Annotated in this window: 15 protein-coding genes; 6 read left to right on the forward strand and 9 right to left on the reverse strand. The window is 42.4% G+C overall.

Annotated elements, in window-relative coordinates; genetic code table 11:
• Positions 1 to 2: 2 nt before the first annotated feature.
• The 8 genes from IGJ15_RS08470 to IGJ15_RS08505 all read right to left on the reverse strand — a co-directional run bounded on the left by IGJ15_RS08470 (position 3) and on the right by IGJ15_RS08505 (position 11,103).
• A complete protein-coding gene (locus IGJ15_RS08470) occupies positions 3 to 302 on the reverse strand; it encodes a YlaN family protein (protein ID WP_010748186.1) in 300 nt (99 codons plus the stop codon).
• A gap of 370 nt (positions 303 to 672) precedes the next feature.
• Positions 673 to 1,707 (reverse strand): diacylglycerol kinase, encoded by a 1,035-nt coding sequence (locus IGJ15_RS08475; RefSeq protein ID WP_005225980.1) that lies wholly within the window; start codon positions 1,705 to 1,707, stop codon positions 673 to 675.
• 10 nt (positions 1,708 to 1,717) lie between these two features.
• On the reverse strand, positions 1,718 to 3,148 hold the full coding sequence (gatB, locus tag IGJ15_RS08480) for an Asp-tRNA(Asn)/Glu-tRNA(Gln) amidotransferase subunit GatB (protein WP_201689039.1): 1,431 nt from the start codon (positions 3,146 to 3,148) through the stop codon (positions 1,718 to 1,720).
• Positions 3,145 to 4,617: an Asp-tRNA(Asn)/Glu-tRNA(Gln) amidotransferase subunit GatA gene (gatA, locus tag IGJ15_RS08485; RefSeq protein ID WP_430599012.1), complete on the reverse strand. Its 1,473-nt coding sequence runs from the start codon at positions 4,615 to 4,617 to the stop codon at positions 3,145 to 3,147. The genes gatB and gatA overlap by 4 nt, the downstream gene beginning before the upstream one ends.
• Positions 4,617 to 4,922: an Asp-tRNA(Asn)/Glu-tRNA(Gln) amidotransferase subunit GatC gene (gene gatC / locus IGJ15_RS08490; RefSeq protein ID WP_005225977.1), complete on the reverse strand. Its 306-nt coding sequence runs from the start codon at positions 4,920 to 4,922 to the stop codon at positions 4,617 to 4,619. Before gatC ends, gatA begins: the two co-directional genes overlap by 1 nt.
• A 215-nt stretch (positions 4,923 to 5,137) precedes the next feature.
• Positions 5,138 to 7,168, reverse strand: a complete 2,031-nt coding sequence (gene ligA, locus IGJ15_RS08495) for an NAD-dependent DNA ligase LigA (RefSeq protein ID WP_086295266.1) — start codon at positions 7,166 to 7,168, stop codon at positions 5,138 to 5,140.
• A gap of 13 nt (positions 7,169 to 7,181) precedes the next feature.
• Positions 7,182 to 9,425: a DNA helicase PcrA gene (gene pcrA / locus IGJ15_RS08500; RefSeq protein ID WP_430599013.1), complete on the reverse strand. Its 2,244-nt coding sequence runs from the start codon at positions 9,423 to 9,425 to the stop codon at positions 7,182 to 7,184.
• A 211-nt stretch (positions 9,426 to 9,636) separates the two neighbouring features.
• Positions 9,637 to 11,103, reverse strand: a complete 1,467-nt coding sequence (locus IGJ15_RS08505) for an alpha-amylase (protein WP_015509620.1) — start codon at positions 11,101 to 11,103, stop codon at positions 9,637 to 9,639.
• 205 nt (positions 11,104 to 11,308) lie between these two features.
• Between IGJ15_RS08505 and IGJ15_RS08510 the strand changes: the two genes are divergently transcribed.
• Genes IGJ15_RS08510 through IGJ15_RS08520 form a run of 3 tightly spaced genes read left to right on the forward strand, consistent with a single transcriptional unit; the run spans position 11,309 to position 14,917 of the window.
• Positions 11,309 to 12,064, forward strand: coding sequence for a DeoR/GlpR family DNA-binding transcription regulator (locus IGJ15_RS08510; RefSeq protein ID WP_201691688.1), 756 nt, complete (start codon positions 11,309 to 11,311; stop codon positions 12,062 to 12,064).
• Complete coding sequence (pfkB, locus tag IGJ15_RS08515) at positions 12,061 to 12,978, forward strand: 1-phosphofructokinase (protein ID WP_015509619.1); 918 nt, start codon at positions 12,061 to 12,063, stop codon at positions 12,976 to 12,978. Before IGJ15_RS08510 ends, pfkB begins: the two co-directional genes overlap by 4 nt.
• A 13-nt stretch (positions 12,979 to 12,991) precedes the next feature.
• Positions 12,992 to 14,917 (forward strand): PTS fructose transporter subunit IIABC, encoded by a 1,926-nt coding sequence (locus IGJ15_RS08520; RefSeq protein ID WP_430599014.1) that lies wholly within the window; start codon positions 12,992 to 12,994, stop codon positions 14,915 to 14,917.
• 42 nt (positions 14,918 to 14,959) lie between these two features.
• Here IGJ15_RS08520 and IGJ15_RS08525 read toward each other — a convergent pair whose 3' ends face one another.
• Positions 14,960 to 16,291 (reverse strand): hypothetical protein, encoded by a 1,332-nt coding sequence (locus tag IGJ15_RS08525; protein WP_430599015.1) that lies wholly within the window; start codon positions 16,289 to 16,291, stop codon positions 14,960 to 14,962.
• A gap of 128 nt (positions 16,292 to 16,419) precedes the next feature.
• On the opposite strand from IGJ15_RS08525, the gene IGJ15_RS08530 reads away from it, so the two are divergent.
• From IGJ15_RS08530 to IGJ15_RS08540, 3 genes are all read left to right on the forward strand, one after another.
• Entirely contained in the window at positions 16,420 to 16,596 is a 177-nt protein-coding gene (locus tag IGJ15_RS08530) for an SPJ_0845 family protein (protein WP_254777463.1), read from the forward strand.
• A gap of 74 nt (positions 16,597 to 16,670) precedes the next feature.
• Positions 16,671 to 17,237, forward strand: a complete 567-nt coding sequence (locus IGJ15_RS08535) for a transposase (RefSeq protein WP_430599016.1) — start codon at positions 16,671 to 16,673, stop codon at positions 17,235 to 17,237.
• Positions 17,207 to 18,082 carry an IS3 family transposase gene (locus IGJ15_RS08540; RefSeq protein ID WP_413118969.1) on the forward strand — a complete coding sequence of 292 codons (876 nt, stop codon included), beginning with the start codon at positions 17,207 to 17,209 and terminating at the stop codon, positions 18,080 to 18,082. The genes IGJ15_RS08535 and IGJ15_RS08540 overlap by 31 nt, the downstream gene beginning before the upstream one ends.
• Positions 18,083 to 18,194 lie beyond the last annotated feature (112 nt).

Here is an 18,194-nt window from a genome sequence, read left to right on the forward strand (position 1 = left end):
GTTTATGCCTCCTTGCCGATGTCAGGTGTCCGCTGGTCCTCGTAGACCTCGCTATACAATTGGTTCAAATCTTTTTCAAGATCCGCCATCAATTGCTGTCCTGTTTGATTATCAACGATCCCCAAGCGGATCGCAAATGCCACTTGTCGTGATAGACCATACATCTGGGTATCAACCACTTCTTCAAATGCTTTGCATTGTGCGATACATAAACTATTTTCTTGGTTTCGGATCAGCTTTTTGATTCGTTCTGCGTCATCTCTCAGCAGATCAAGCGCTTTTGTAGAATCGATTTGCTCCATTCCGGTCCCCCCATTTCTTCGTTTCACCATTATAGCATATTCTTATTCGCTTTTGCATCCATAGATTGGATAGAAATACGGAAATAACGAACTTTAATGAGCATATATTCGAAAAGTTCGCTTTTTGATGATTATCATTCGTGTTTTGGAAATTTTATTCGTTTTATTTATATGATCCGCGCCCGATCTCGTGAAACAAAGGCGAAACGTGAAACACTTTATAAAAAACGTCCTTTACTAAAATTTAAGAAAAGCTATTCTATCAAGTATTCGAAAAAAAATCGGTGCCTGCTTTTCCACAATTACGTTTTAAAAAAAGAACAGGTCCAAAAGTCCCTGTTCTTTCAACTCGCATGAAAAGAAAAATCGTTTACTTTGTTTCGTCGCCGATCTTGCCATCCCCATTGATGTCCTCATCGGAAAGACGTTCGACTTCTTTAATAAAACCTTCGCTCATCTCTTGATAATTTTGCTCACCAACGACCGCATCGTCAGGGATTTGATCGACATTTGCAAAAAACTCAATATGATTGTGTAGGTTTTCAAAGCGCATAGGAGCATCTCCGCCGTATTCGCCATCAAGGTTGATCATTAAACGATTGACCTGTTCTGGTGCGTCTACTTCAAGAAAAGATGTTTTCGTATAAATCAGGCGACGATCGTTGATGTGTTTTCCACCATTCATCATTAAAGCAACTAAGTGGACGATCTCAAAAATATTGGCCGTTTTGACAATGATCAACGAAAATTTCCCATCGTCAAGCTTTGCATCAGGCGCAATCTGTTCAAAGCCCCCCACTGAATTCGTCAGCCCTAAAAAGAACATCGACGCTCCGCCAATGTATTCTCCGTCTTCATACTTTAGATGCATTTTGATTGGTTTGACACGAGGCAGTAATTCCGCTCCTTTTGCTAGATAAGCTAAGTAGCCAAAAACACTTTTCAGTTCAGAAGGAACATCGTAGGTCAATTCCGTTAAGTGCCCACCAGCAGCAATGTTGATAAAATACATGTTGGGTGTTTTTCCGACATCCATTTTCACTGTCTGCTGCTTCAAAATCACTTCCGCAGCTGCTTTGATATCCGTACGGGGAATCTTTAGTGCTCGTGCGTAGTCATTGGTCGTGCCTCCAGGAATGATCGCCATTTTTGGTCGCTTTTCTAAAGGAGCGATCCCATTGACGACTTCATTGATCGTGCCATCCCCACCGGCAGCTACCACCAAATCAAAACCAGCTTCGCCGGCTCTTCTTGCTTCATCACGAGCGGAAAATGGCGCAGCGGTCGTGGCAAATGCACTCGCCTCATAACCGCCAGTTTCCAAAACATCTAAAATATCTGCTAAGTTTTTTCGAATCAATTCTTTCCCAGATGTCGGGTTGTAGATTACTCTTGCTCTTTTCATCGCTTGCCTCTTATCGCTTTGCTAGTTCTTCTTGCAACAGCTTGTTCACAACGCCTGGATTCGCTTGTCCTTTGGTTGCTTTCATGATTTGACCAACTAAGAAACCGACTGCGCGGTCTTTTCCGTTCTTGAAGTCATCGACGGATTGTTGGTTGTTATCTAATACTTCATTGATCATTGGTAGTAATTGCGCAGGATCTGATAATTGGATCAATCCTTTGGCTTTTACGACTTCTTCAGCGTCGCCGCCGTTTGTGATCAACTCTTTGAAGACTTTTTTCGCAATCTTCGAACTGATCGTGCCATCGGCGATCAAACGAATCATTCCCGCTAAATTGTCTGGGGTTAATTTCGTTTCTGGCAGTTCCAATTTCTCGCTGTTCAGATACGCTGAAACTTCACCCATCAACCAGTTAGAAGCTTGTTTAGGATCAGCACCAGCATCGATGGTTTTTTCAAAGAAATCGGACATTTCTTTTGATAAAGTCAAGACCATTGCATCATATTCTGGTAAGCCCAATTCAGAGATGTAACGGGCACGACGTTTTTGCGGCATTTCTGGCAAGCTTTGACGTACACGTTCGATCCATTCATCATCGATCACAAACCATGGGATATCTGGTTCTGGGAAGTAACGATAATCAGAAGAACCTTCTTTGACACGCATCAATAAGGTTTTGCTGGTTGCTTCATCAAAACGTCGAGTTTCTTGTTGGATCTCGCCTCCAGAAAGCAATACTTTGGCTTGGCGTTTTTCTTCAAATGCCAACCCTTTTTTCACGAAGGACATAGAGTTTAAGTTTTTCAGTTCTGTTTTTGTTCCGAATTGTTCTTGGCCGTAAGGTCGCAACGAAATATTCGCATCACAACGCATGGAACCTTCTTCCATCTTCACATCGGATACTTCTGTAAACAAGATGATTGAACGCAACGCTTCTAGATACGCATATGCTTCTTCTGGTGAACGCATATCCGCTTCGGAAACGATCTCGATCAAAGGGGTTCCTTGACGATTTAGATCAACATAAGAATAACCGCCTTTGCCGTGCATGTTTTTCCCAGCATCTTCTTCCAAATGAACTCGCTCGATGCGAATCTTTTTCTTTTTGCCTTCCACTTCGATCTCGATCCACCCATCATGACCGATCGGTTGATCGAATTGCGAAATTTGATACGCTTTTGGATTGTCGGGATAAAAATAGTTTTTGCGGTCGAAATGCGTTTCTTTTGAGATTTCACAATTCAGCGCAAGCGCAGCTTTCATCCCAAATTCGATAGCCGCTTTGTTCATTACTGGTAAAACACCTGGATAGCCCCAGTCGATCACATTCGTGTTGCTATTTGGTTCAGCGCCAAAGTGAGCAGGTGCTGGAGAAAAAATCTTTGATTCTGTTTTTAATTCTACGTGGACTTCAAGCCCAATGACTGTTTCGAAGTTCATGCCTTATCCCCTCCTAAAATCACTGGTTTTTTCGTGTGGAAATCAGTTGCTTGTTCAAAGGCATAAGCCGCTTTATACATGGTTGCTTCATCAAAATGTTTCCCAATGATCTGCAAGCCGACTGGCAGTCCTTCAGAAAAACCTGCTGGGATCGACATCCCTGGCAGTCCTGCTAAGTTCACAGGAATGGTTAAAATATCATTCAAGTACATGGTGATCGGATCATTGATGTTTTCTCCAATACCAAATGCTACCGTTGGGGAAGCTGGGCCAATGATCAAGTCGTATTGGCTGAAGACCTTATCGAAATCTTGTTTGATCAACGTCCGTACTTGACCGGCTTTTTTGAAGTAGGCATCGTAGTAGCCAGCACTTAGTGAAAACGTACCTAACATGATCCGGCGTTTTACTTCTTCCCCGAATCCTTCACTGCGAGAATTGACATAGACATCTTCTAGATTGCTGACATTTTCTGAACGGAAACCATAACGAATACCGTCAAAACGTTGCAAATTAGAACTTGCTTCAGAAGAAGCGATGATATAGTAAACGGCTACCCCGTATTTTGAGTGTGGCAAGCTGACTTCTTCCACAGTCGCTCCTAACGCACGGAAAGTGTCCGCTGCTTTTAAGATTGCTTCTCGAACGCCTGCTTGGATCCCTTCACCTAAGTATTCTTTAGGCAAAGCGACTTTCATTCCTTTGATATCACCCGTCAAACCTGCTGTAAAATCAGGAACAGCGGCGCCTGCTGACGTACTATCTTTCGCATCAAACCCACTGATGGCATTTAATGCAAAGGCATTGTCTTTCACACCACGCGTCATCGGTCCAATTTGATCTAAAGATGATGCAAACGCGATCAGACCAAAACGAGAAACCCGTCCGTAGGTTGGCTTCATCCCGACGATTCCATTGAAAGCTGCTGGTTGGCGAATCGAACCACCTGTATCGCTACCTAAAGATAATGGGACTTGTCCCGCTGCAACGGCAGCCGCCGAGCCACCTGATGAACCACCAGGTACTTTTGTCTCATCCCAAGCGTTTTTCGTTTTCTTAAAGAACGACGTTTCGGTACTTGCGCCCATCGCAAATTCATCCATGTTTAACTTACCAACTGGAATCATGTCTGCTTGGTAAACTTTGTCCATGACTGTTGCATCGTAGATTGGGTCAAAGTTGCCTAAAATTTTAGAAGCCGCTGTTGTGCGTAGATCTTTCGTAACAATGCTATCTTTGATCCCAATGGGAATCCCTGCCAACACATTGCCTTCAGTGATACCTTTTTGATCGATAGCTTGCGCTAACTCATGGGCTTTTTCTTCATTCAACGCTAGAAACGCATCGACTTTCGGCTCTGTTTCTTTAATGCGAGCAAAGGTTTCGCTCGTTAAGTCTGTTGCAGTAATTTCCTTTGACACTAATAAGCTGTGTAATTCTTCTAAGCTTTTTTTATATAATTCAGTCATTAGGCACCCGCCTCCCCATTATCAATGATTGCAGGCACTTTGATAAAGCCTTCTTCGGATTCTGGAACATTTTTCATTAATTCATCACGGTCCCAGCCGCCGGTCGTTACATCTTCACGCATCACGTTAATCGTTTCTGCGACATTCGATGTGAATGGTACTCCTGTGGTGTCCACTTCTTCAAGTGTTTCAACCATATCAATAATTTTCCCTAGCTGAGAGGTAAACTCATGTAATTCATCGTCTGAGAATGAAAGTTTTGCTAGTTTGGCAACGTGTTTGACTTGTTCTTCGCTGATCGCCATAAAATCCTCCTCTTTCTCGTATCCGTAATCTACGTTTACGTTTTTCCAATGTATTGTATCATTTTTTTAACAAATCATGAAATAGAATTTGAAAATTATCAAATATAATTGCAAATAAAAGCAGAAATCATTTCTTTCCTCGTAGTGCAGGGAAGAAATGATTTCAATTAGACAAGAAAAAACAACTGCTTCTCGTCTGTGACAATGCTTAAAGGTTATTGATCTGCCGAATGACTGCCTTCGATCGCAGCCACCATTTGAGCTTCATCCCAAACGGTGACACCTAGGGATTGTGCTTTGGTCAGTTTGCTGCCTGCCTCTTCCCCAGCAACAACGATATCGGTCTTTTTCGATACACTGCCTGTTACCTTCCCACCGAGATTTTCAATTCGTTCCTTGGCTTCTTCACGAGTGAAGTGACTTAATTTTCCTGTTAAAACGACGGTTTTCTCTTTAAATGGTGATTCGACGTCTTCCAACTGTTCATTTCTAAGCCCCAAATAAGCAAAGTTGACACCCGCTCTTTCAAGTTCATCTAACAGGTCGTGAACTTCTTGATTGTCAAAATACGTGACGACACTTTCAGCAATCGTTGCGCCGATAGCTTCTAGCGAAATGATTTCTTCTTCCTTGGCTTTGCTGAGCGCCCGCAGATCACCGAAATGTTCTGCTAAAATCCGAGCCGCTTTCGCACCGACATGACGGATGCCTAGCCCAAAAATCAAACGTTCAACCGAATTTCCTTTACTCTGATGAATCGCCCGCAACAGGTTATTGGCTGATTTCTCTTTGATTTTATCAAGGGTCAACAATTGTTCTTCTGTTAAAAAGTACAAGTCGGCCACATCTTTAACTAAGGATTTATCGAACATTTGCTCTAAAACACGGGGTCCTAAACCGTCAATGTTCATAGCATTCCGTGAAACGAAATGGCTGAGTCCTTCTTTGATCTGTGCTGGACACTTTGGATTGATACAACGCAAGGCAACTTCTTCATCTAAATGGATCAGCTCACTCCCACATTCGGGACAATGTGTAGGCGATTCAAAGGGTTGACTTGCTTCTGTTCGTTTTTCTTCCAAGACTTTCGCAACCTCTGGAATAATGTCCCCCGCCTTAAAGATGATGACCGAATCGCCAATGCGGATGTCTTTCATTTTAATGAAATCTACATTATGGAGACTGGCACGGCTGACCGTCGTTCCAGCAACACGAACAGGGGTCATCACAGCGGTCGGTGTCACAACACCCGTCCGTCCCACGGTCCATTCGATCGTTTCGATCACTGTTTCCGCTTCTTCCGGTGGAAACTTATATGCCGCCGCCCATCGGGGTGCTTTTACGGTAAAGCCTAGCGCATCTTGATCTTTGAAATTATTGACTTTGATGACTACGCCGTCAATCTCATAGGGAAGCTCACTGCGCTTGTCATGAAACTCTTCGATATATGCCCAAACCTCATCGATGGTGTGGCACACTCTGCGTTCGTGATTTGTACGAAAGCCTAATTGATCCAGTTCATTCAATGCTGAAAATTGATCATTGGCTTCAATTGGTCCAAAGTCAGCTAGTGTGTACAAGAAGGTGCTTAAGTTTCTTTGGGCTGCGATCCGTGTGTCTAATTGTCGCAAGCTTCCAGCCGCTGCGTTTCTAGGATTGGCAAAAACTTCCGCCCCTTCTTCTTCTCGCTGTTGATTCAATTTCAAAAACGAAGCCTTTGGCATATAGCATTCGCCGCGAACTTCCAACGAGATCGGTTCTTTTAATTTCAGTGGAATCGATTTGACGGTCTTTAGGTTTTCTGTAATGTTTTCACCTACCGTACCATCTCCTCGAGTTGCTCCACGAACAAAGCGCCCTTCTTCATATTTCAAGGAAATTGACAATCCATCGATCTTTAACTCGCAGACATAATCTACCGCTTTCCCCAGTGCTTTTTGAACACGGGCATCAAAAGCCACGATTCCTTCTTTGTCAAAGACATCGTTCAGGCTATATAGCGGAATATCATGCGTGACCTTTTCAAAGCCAGGTAAAATGATACCGCCTACTCGTTGGGTGGGTGAGTCTTCGGTTACTAGCTGCGGATAATTGGTTTCAATTTCAACCAGTTCTGCATATAGCTGATCATAGAGATAATCTTCCACGGAAGGCTGATCTTTTACATAGTATTCGTAAGCATACTGATTTAATTGTGTGCGCAGCTCTTCTGCTCGTGATTGGATTTCTTTTGAAGGGACATCCATCCTAATATCCTCCTTATTTTTCAACTTTTTCAATCGGCGCAAAGGCCGCCAACAATCGTTTGACTCCTTGTTGTGGGAACGCCACATCTAATTCAACATCTTGCGCGCTGCCAGTCGTCCGAACGACGGTACCGATTCCCCATTTTTTATGTTGAACTTTCTCGCCAACTTGCCATGTATTACCAGCTGCAGAAGTCTGTTGTTTAGAAGCGACAGTCGTTTGACGCGGCTGTGTATAGCTCGGTTTGAACACTTTTGGTTGAAACGGTGCAGCAGCTTTCGGCTGTGAACGCTCGCCTAATGATTGCAGCAGATCTTGTTCGATCTCTTCGATAAACCGAGACGGACGATTGTATTGGGTCCGACCGTATAATGTTCTGGAAAAAGCGTTGGTCATAAAGAGCTCTTCCTCGGCACGAGTGATTCCCACGTAAGCAAGGCGCCGTTCTTCTTCGAGCTCGCTTTCTTCCATTAAGGCACGAGAAAGCGGGAAGATATTTTCTTCCAACCCAATCAAAAATACCACTGGAAACTCTAGTCCTTTTGCAGCATGCAAGGTCATCAAAGTCACTTGACTACTTTCTTCTTCATAACTATCGACGTCTGACAATAAAGCTAAGTCATTTAAGAAAACACTCAACTTCTCATCTGGTGCATCTGCATCGTCTTCGTTTTGCGCCTCAAATCGTTTGTCGAATTCTTGGGTAACCGATAAAAATTCTTCCAAGTTTTCAAGTCTAGCTTGTGCTTCTAAATTATTCTGGTTGACTAACTCTTGACGATAACCCGTTCTTTCTAATATTTCTTTTGTCAGTTCGGTTACTGATAGGTAAGGAACCATCTGGGCGAAGCCATCCATCATCATCCCAAAGCTTCCTAATTCTTTGCCAGCCTTTCCAGAAATATTCGCTAACTCGACGTTCATGGCTGCTTCTAACAATGACCATTCATGAAGATTCGCAAACGCTCGTAGTTTCTCGACGGATGTCGCACCGATCCCACGTTTTGGTACATTGATGATACGCTCTAAGCTGATGGAATCTCGCGGATTGGCGATCGCCGATAAATAGGCCAAAATATCACGGATTTCTTTGCGGTCATAGAATTTTCTGCCGCCGACCATCGTATAAGGAACGTTGGCTTTTAAAAGCATTTCTTCAATGATCCGTGACTGGGCATTGGTCCGATACAATATCGCAAAATCACCGAATTTACGGTTCTTTTCTGCAATTTGTTTTTGCATTTCACTGACGATAAATCGTGCTTCATCTCGTTCACTATCCCCGCGATAATAAGTGATCTTTTCCCCATCATGATTTTCTGTCCATAGATTTTTATCTGGACGGTTGCGGTTATTTTTGATTACTTGGTTTGCCGCATTTAAAATCGTTTGCGTTGAACGATAGTTTTGCTCTAACAAAATCGTTGCGGCATCTGGATAGTCCTTTTCAAAGTCTAAAATATTTTGCATGTTGGCACCACGCCAACCGTAAATACTTTGGTCCGCATCCCCAACAACACAAAGATTTCGAAAACGAGCGGCCAATAAATTGACCAGTGTGTATTGGGCGTGGTTGGTATCTTGGTATTCATCGACATGGATATAGTGGAATTTCCGTTGATAAAATTGCAGCGCATCTTCATTGTCTTGGAAGAGGCGGATCGTATTCATGATTAAATCATCGAAGTCCATGCATTGATTATTGCGCAGCTCTTTTTGATATTTTTCATAACAACGACCTACGATCTGCTCAAATAGACTACCTTCCATGGCTTGGTAAGCTTCAGGTGTCAACAGCTCGTTCTTGGCATGAGAGATCGTTCCCAAAATAGAACGAGGATCATATTTTTTGGGATCGATATTCAGTTCTTTTAATACCCGTTTCATCAGTGTATTTTGCTCAGAAGAGTCAATGATGGTAAAATTCTTCGAATAGCCAATACGATCAACGTCCCTGCGCAAGATTCTGACACACATCGAGTGGAAGGTTGAAACCCAAACGTCTTCTCCACCCGATCCTAATAGTTGACTGACCCGTTCCTTCATTTCACGTGCCGCTTTATTGGTAAATGTGATGGCTAAAATATTCCATGGATTCACATTTTTTTCTTCTATTAAATAGGCGATTCGGTGGGTTAGGACACGGGTCTTCCCGCTTCCTGCACCTGCCATCAGCAGCAACGGTCCTTCCGTATGCATAACGGCTTCTTTTTGCCGTGGGTTCATGCGTTCAAGTAATTCACTTTTGGATGACATGATTTTAAACATCCTTTCTTTCTCAATCTTCTCAATTATAGCATTATCCGGGAAAGGGGAAAACCGAACGCTTTGAAAACTTTTAATTAAAAGCGCTCTGATTTTTTCCCTTACGATTCATGCGATTTTTCAAGAGAAAGCAGGCTTGGTTTGTTTACATAATAAAAAGGCTGTAAACCTACCAGCCTTTTTATTCGTTTGAAGATTTTGGTTAACTAAAGTACTTCTCTACTAGTTTTTCATTTACATAAATCGAGACTTGCCCATCATTGACCGGGAAAACACCTTTTCCGGTATCATCTAAAACAACTTTCGCTTCATTGTTTCTCAATATATCCACGAATGTCTCTCCACCATGGATCGCACTGATAGTCATTTCTTTTTCCGCTCCTTGGGCATTGGTCATCACGACCGCTAATCCAGAAAGCTCATGTTCATAATCGCCAGTTAATACCCAGCCAATGCAATTAGGATCATCGAAATAATCGACTTGATTCCCGAATGCAAGCTTCTCCCGAAGTTTCAGCATATGGACCAGCGCATCCCCGACAGGGGCGATTTCTTGCGCGGGAATCCCAAATAAATCCCCCCAGAAAACTACTGGTACGCCAGCTTTACGTAAAAGGATCAATGAATAGGCATGGACTTTGAACCATCCGTCTATCCAAGATTGTAAACTTTGCCCAACCTGCGTGTCATGATTATCCACAAAAGTCACTGCATAATCTTCGCGAGCGGCGGTCAACGTACCTGCAAAAATTTGGCTCATATCGTATTCGCCATTTGAGTGAGATGCTTCATATAAATTGTAGTGCAATGGCACATCAAATAAATAAATCAAATTTCCTGAAGAATCTAAATACTCTTCTAATTTTGGCAGATCCCCTGACCAATATTCTCCGACAACAAATAGTGGTTTGCCTTTTTCCTCGCGTCGGTTTAAGATCCAATCCGCGTAATAGTTGAACTCAATGTGTTTGACCGCATCTAGTCGATACCCGTCAACGCCGGTCAGTTCTTGGTACCATTGGCCCCATTTATTGAGTTGTTCCACTGTTTCGGGATTTTCCATGTCCAAATCACAACCCATTAAGTAGTCGTAATTGCCCATCTCATCATCCACTTGGTTTTCCCAGCCCTTGTCAGCGAAGTTAAAAATCCCGTGGTCTTTGTTGCGGTCATCATAATCGACACCAGAAAAATTATGCCACGTCCAAACGTAATCATTGTACGTCCCCTGACGTCCTGGGAATGTGAACTTGGTCCAAGCTTCGATTTCTTCCTCATCACTGATCGGTTCATTACGGTTTTCGGTATTGTATTTAACCGCTGGAACGACTTCTTTTTCATCGGCACCAATCAAGTGATTGAAAACGATGTCGGCATAAACCTCTATTCCTTGTTCTTGCAGTGCTTTGATGGCTTCTAGGTATTCATCCTTTGTCCCATATTTTGTTGGCACCGACCCCTTTTGATCGAATTCGCCTAGATCATAATAATCATAGACACCATACCCAACGTCTTCGGACCCAGCTGTCCCTTTATAGGCAGGCGGCAGCCAAATTGCGGTAAATCCATACTCTTTGATTTCTTTACTCATTTCTTTCAATTTGTTCCAGTGCTGGCTATCTGCCGGCAGGTCCCATTCGAACCCTTGTAAAATGACTTTGTTATTCATTTATTTATCCCCCCTTACTTCAATTAAGCCAAATAATAGTAAAAATTGTCAAATATAAGGATAGCTATTAAATCAAAATGACGGTTATCATGACCGTTTATGACCGATTCCATTTATTCACGCTTTCATTTTGAATGTTTTTTACTGTTTATGATTGCTTTTGAACGAATCATATGGTATCATGGCAGGTGAAGAGGTGATGAAAATGCTTACAGAGGAGCGTCATCAAGCGATTTTGGCACGATTGGAACAAGAAGAAATCGTCAAGGTCAGTGACCTGATTCAACTGTTGGATGCTTCAGAATCAACGATCCGTCGAGACCTGCAAGAGTTGGAAGACAAAGGATTTTTAGTCAGAATTCACGGTGGAGCCAAGAAAAGTCAGCAATTAGGCTTCGAACCAAACATGTCAGAAAAAACGGCGAAGTTTCAAACGGAAAAACAAAAGATAGCAAGAGCAGCTGCCCAGACGATCAAAAATGGTGAAGTCATTTACTTAGATGCTGGCACAACGACCCTCGAAATGATTCCTTTCCTATCGGCTATCTCAGGCCTTAAGGTGGTCACAAACTCCGTCAAACACGCTTCCCTATTGATCGATCACGGGATCGACACCATGATTTTAGGGGGGACCATTAAGATATCGACGAACGCTGTGTTAGGGATCAATGCTGGTAAGCAACTGCGAAAACTACGCTTTAATCGTTGCTTTATGGGCATGAACGGGGCTCATTCTGAGGCTGGATTCACAACACCTGATCCTGAAGAAGCCCTGATCAAGCAGATCGCTTTAGAGCACAGTCAACAAGCCTATGTCTTGCTAGACCATTCCAAATTTCAGCAAACGACTTTTGCTCAAGTTGCTTTTATCGAAGGTGCGACGATCATCACCGATTATTGCCCAAAAAACTATTTAGCGAAATTCAGAGCAAAAACAACCATTATGGAGGTAATACAATGATTTACACAGTAACACTCAATCCATCGATCGACTTTATCGTCCATGTCGATCATTTGGAAATCGGCGCCCTTAATCGAATGAAACAAGACTTTAAACTACCTGGCGGCAAAGGAATCAATGTCTCACGGATTTTGAAACGCATCGGCATCGCCTCGACTGCCCTTGGTTTCGTTGGCGGATTTACTGGTCGTTTTATTGAAGAGTGGCTGACCAAAGAGGAAATCAACAGCAACTTTACCCAAGTCGCTGCGGACACACGAATCAATATCAAACTAAAATCCGGCGAAGAAACAGAAATCAACGGTCTTGGTCCAGTCATTCGCCAGCAAGAAATTGCTGAATTGAAACACCAATTAGCCACTCTTTCTGCCGAAGACATCGTCATCCTATCAGGAAGTAAACCAGCTGGTCTTCCAACCGACTTTTATAAAGAATTGATCAAAATCGTTAAAGAAGCGGGTGCGGAATTTGTCATTGATACGACCGGCGCGGAACTTTTTGATGCTTTATCCGATCAGCCTTTGCTGATCAAACCAAATAATCATGAATTAGCCGAACTTTATGAAACTTCTTTTTCAACAATCGAAGATATTTTGCCTTATGGTCAAAGAATGCTAAAGGATGGCGCTAAAAATGTCATTGTCTCTCTAGGCGGCGATGGCGCCCTGCTCTTTACTGGCAATGAGATCTATCGATCCAATGTGTTGAAACGACCTTTGAAAAATTCAGTCGGCGCTGGAGATTCCATGATTGCTGGATTCATTGGGCGTTATGCAAAGACCAAAGATGTGGTTGAAGCATTCAAATGGGGAGTCGCTTGTGGCAGTGCCACTGCGTTTTCAGATGATTTAGCTGAGGCGTCATTTATCGAAGAATTACTACCGGAAGTCATAATTGAACAAGTGAATCTATAGGAGGATGGAAAAAATGAAAATCAATGAGTTGATGCTGAAAGATGCCATGATTATGGACTTACAAGCAACAGACAAAAAAGGTGCCATTGATGAAATGGTAGCAAAATTATATGCTGTCGGACGAATTTCAGATATCGAGGTCTACAAAGAAGGAATTCTTGCCCGAGAAGCTCAAACATCAACAGGGCTAGGTGAAGGCATCGCAATGCCTCATGCCAAAAACAGTGCGGTCAAAGAAGCGACGGTCTTATTCGCAAAAAGTAATGCGGGTGTTGACTATGAGGCGTTAGATGGACAACCAACGTACTTCTTCTTTATGATCGCAGCACCAGAAGGAGCAAATGATACTCATTTACAAGCATTAGCAGCGCTATCTCGCTTGTTGATCGATCCGGATTTCGTTGCTAAATTAAAAACAGCGACGACTGCTGATCAAGTACAGCAACTTTTCTCAGAAGCTGAGGCACAGCAAGAAGCCGATGCTTTAGCAGAAGAAGCGGCAAACCAAGAAGCAGCACTTGCTAGCGAACGTCCCTATATCGTCGCAGTTACAGCTTGCCCGACAGGAATCGCCCATACCTACATGGCAGAAGATGCTTTGAAAAAGAAAGCCAAAGAGCTGGGTGTTGACATCAAAGTCGAAACAAATGGTTCAGAAGGAATCAAAAATCGTCTAACAGAAGCTGATATCGCCCGAGCTACTGGTGTAATCGTAGCTGCTGATAAAAAAGTAGAAATGGATCGCTTTGACGGCAAACATTTAGTAAACCGTCCTGTCAGTGATGGTATCCGTAAAACCGAGCAATTAATCAATGAAGCAATGAGCGGTACTGCTCCTGTTTTTCATGGTAGCGGCCAAGCTTCTGATAAAGAGGACGCTTCTGCTGATGGTTCAGTCGGTCAACGAATCTATAAAGATTTGATGAATGGTGTTTCTCATATGCTGCCATTTGTTATTGCCGGTGGAATCATGATCGCTATTTCCTTCATGGTGGACCAGTTCATGGGTGTCCCTCAAGATGCCTTGAGTCAATTAGGAAACTACAACCAAGCAGCTTCTTGGTTCAATCAAATCGGTAGCGCGGCATTTGGTTTTATGCTACCTGTCTTAGCTGGATTTATCGCTTCAAGTATCAGTGACCGACCTGGATTGATCGTCGGTTTTGCAGCAGGTGCGTTAGCAAATACAGGTGGTGCTGGGTTCTTAGGTGCCTTGATCGGCGGTTTCTTAGCTGGTTACGTCATCAAGTTCTTACGTTCATTATTCAAAGGCTTACCAAAATCATTAGAAGGAATCAAAACGATCCTCTTCTACCCTGTTTTCGGCCTATTGATCACTGGCTTCTTGATGTTACTGATCAACGTGCCAATGAAAGCTATCAACGACGGTTTGAACAGCTTCTTGACTGGCTTAAGTGGTACCAACGCAGCTTTACTTGGCGCTTTGTTAGCAGCGATGATGGCAGCCGATCTAGGCGGCCCAATCAACAAAGCCGCTTATGTTTTCGGTACTGCAACATTGGCAACGACCGTTGCTGACGGTGGTAGCGTCGTGATGGCATCTGTAATGGCGGGCGGAATGGTTCCTCCATTAGCAATCTTTGTCGCAACGTTATTGTTCAAAAATAAATTCACAAAAGACCAAAAAGAAGCAGGTTTGACAAATATCGTCATGGGGCTATCCTTCGTCACAGAAGGTGCGATCCCATTTGCAGCAGCAGATCCATTGCGGGCGATCCCAAGCTTTATCGTTGGTTCTGCACTGACTGGTGCGCTTGTCGGTGCCTTTGATATCCAACTAATGGCGCCACATGGTGGGATCTTCGTTGTCCTGTTATTATCGAAACCAATTTTGTTCTTGCTATTCATCTTGATCGGTGCGATCGTTTCTGGCGTCGTATTCGGTTTGTTGAAAAAAGCGCCTGAGCAAGCAGCTTAATTGAAAAGACCCACAAGATCCTCGTGATCTTGCGGGTCTTTTTCATTCTTGATTGGTAAAAAGCTGCTGCTCGACTAACTTTTGGGTATTCATAAAATACACTCGAAGTTTCTTGCCATTCTTTTTTAGATTGACCCACGTATATTTGCGCGTGCGGTGCAAATACCCAAAATGAACATCCGGCATCGCTGCTTTCAATCCGTCTATTGGCAGCTCCTTCAAGGCTGTTTCTGGTAAATAAAATTGTAAGCAAGCTGTGTAGTCTTTAAAGCGATCCTCTGAGTAATCAATTTCGAGGTGATTCCGAATATAAAAGGCATATGCCTCGACCCCATCATCTACAGTCAATTCCGGTTTTAATACGATATAATCCATCATTCGCAACCGCTCTTGATCCACCCAAGGAAAATACGCTTGGGCATTCAGATACCCTTTCACTCGCCGCTCTTGATACTCTTCGTTCACGAGGTCGAAGCTTCTGGTGACAAAATGTGTCGCGCTGCGTTTTGTTGTCGGCTGCAGTCGATCATTTTGGTATTGGATGGTTTGGATCAAGTGATCCCAAAAGGCATATTCAATATATGGTTCTCTCAAAATACCGACCCCGTTATCCCAAGTCAATTGATCGATTCCAGTTTGATCGCGAAACAATCGCTGATAGGATAGATTCAATTCGTGATCCCACTGGAAAGGATCGCGATACAATTCCACCATCACGACCCCTTGGTCTCTTACCTGCACTTGCTCCACCTGTTGCGCATCAGTAATGATCACTTGAGGAATGATATGCGCGTAGAATGCCGAAAAGTACATGCGCCAGCAAGAAGTCAATGTATAGCCATTGTAAAAAACATCGTACCCAGCAAATTGATTGCAGTCGATGACGATTTCTTGTTCAAAATTTTTCCGCTTCGGTAACGCGTTGATTTCAGCAATCGATTGAAAATTTTGTCTTTTCTCGATTCCTTCGACGTTATGCATCAAGTACTCGTCATATGAACGCAAATAGCCGAACAAGCCATCTCTTTGCATCGTTTCATCAAAGTAACTTAAAATCACTGGTTTTTGCGCGGAAAACACCTCTTTTGTAAACAGATGCCGTTGTAAAACTGCCTCTTGAATGACATGGATACTAGACTCATTTTGTCCATCCGTGACAATAATTTCTGTATTGATTTCTTCAGGGGCGTTATGCAACAACCGACTGATTTCATCAAAATCATAAGGTTTCTTTGCTTGTTGATTGTAGTAGTATTCCGTCGGCTGATAGCTAAGACGAACCAAAGCGAACCAATTTTCAATCAACAAACGCAACTGTGCTGCTTCCATTTGGGTCGATTGTAGAAAGCCATAGATTTTTTCAGTTTTGATCATCGCTATCCCTCTTTTCTATCCCCTTTCTTTAATTATAGTAAAGGGGGAAACGATTGAACACTATTTCGCTTTTTTTGATGAAATCTACCACCGTTCGTGGTAAACTTAAGGCGCTTGGAGGTGAACCTATGGGCTTAAAATTCCAACGAGAAGACTCGCTAGATAAAATGTTTGATGATTTTGCCTTTCTTCCCGATAACGACAAAGACAAGAAAAAACAGGAAAACGATATTGAGCGTTTCTTGAAAAACGAACCTGCTGAAGAGAAAAAAACACAACCTAAAGATAGTAAGAAAGCAGACTAATAAAAAAGGCAAAGGACTGAAGCGACCCCCAAAAGTTAGACCAAAAAATCTAACTTTTGGGGGTCGTTATTTGTATGGCAAAATATCCTTTTGAATTAAAACTAAAAATCGTTAAAGAATATCTTAGTGGCGTGGGCGGATATCGGTATCTTGCCAACAAATACGGTATTTCAAGCAAGTCTCAAGTAAGTGATTGGGTGAATGCCTATCGTGAATACGGAGAGGAAGGTCTATTGAGAAAGCATCAAAATCAGAAATATTCTGTTCAATTTAAGTTAAATGCGCTAGAGTTATATCAAACAAGTGAGATGTCCTATCGAGAAGTTGCTAGCACTTTAGAAATGAACAACCCTGCGCTTATTGCCAATTGGATGCGTAATTTCAGAGAAGCAGGTATTGAGGGGCTCTCAAAAGAGAAAGGGCGACCACTTACTTTGACTAGAAAAAAAGAAAACAAAAAAGAAAATACAACAACTGAAGAACGCGAGCGTATCAAGGCATTAGAAAAGCAAGTCCGATCCCTTCAAATTGAGAATGCCTTTTTAAAAGAGTTGAGGAAGCTGCGAAAACAGGAAGCCCAGCAAAGACGCAAGAATCAATCGCACGAATCATCGCCAGCCTCCGAGGATCATTCAAACTAGTTGAGCTTCTTGAAACATTGAAATTTCCTAAAGCAACCTATATGTATTGGCAGAAACGGTTTGACAGACCAAACCCAGACCAAGAAATTGAAGAAAAAATGCTTGAAATTCGCAAAGAGCATAAAGACTATGGCTGTCTGCGACTAAAAAAAGAATTAGAGAATCAAGGGATTCATGTCAATAAAAAGAAGATTCAACGTCTGATAAAAAAACTAGGTATCGAAGTAAAGTCTTACACTCGAAAATCTCGACGGTACAATTCTTATCGTGGGAAGGTTGGTACTGTCGCCAAAAATCGTATTCATCGTCGGTTTTATACAAATATCTGTCACCAAAAAATTACAACTGATACCACAGAGTTTAAGTATTATGAAGTAGACACCGCAGGTGTCGTTCGTCAGAAAAAGCTGTATTTAGATCCTTTCATGGATTTCTACAATAGTGAAATTCTATCTTATCGGATTTCTGAAAAACCAAACGCACTAGCCATAATGGAAGGATTAGAAGAAGCAATCCAGATGACAAATGATTGTCCATTTCGTAGAACCTTCCATTCAGATCAAGGATGGGCCTATCAAATGAATGCTTATAAGAATAAATTGAAGCAGCATAAAATCTTCCAGAGTATGTCTCGTAAAGGGAATTGTTTAGATAACTCACCTATGGAAAACTTCTTTGGTTTATTAAAGCAAGAGATTTTTCATGGAGAAGTCTATCGGAGTTTAGATGAATTGAAAACAAAAATTGACCAATATATCTATTATTACAACCATAAACGCATCAAAAAGAAATTAAATTGGCGAAGTCCGGTTCAGTTTCGAGAAGCTGTAAAAACAGCTGTCTAACAGTTAATCTTATCGTACAAAAAAGGAGTGGATTTCTCCACTCTATAAAAGTCTAACTTTTTGGGGTCACTACAGACTCCATAGTCCCTTGCCTTTTTTACTTGTGGTAACA

The sequence above is a fragment of the Enterococcus sp. AZ079 genome (assembly GCF_050547255.1).
In the GTDB taxonomy this organism is placed as follows: domain Bacteria; phylum Bacillota; class Bacilli; order Lactobacillales; family Enterococcaceae; genus Enterococcus_D; species Enterococcus_D casseliflavus.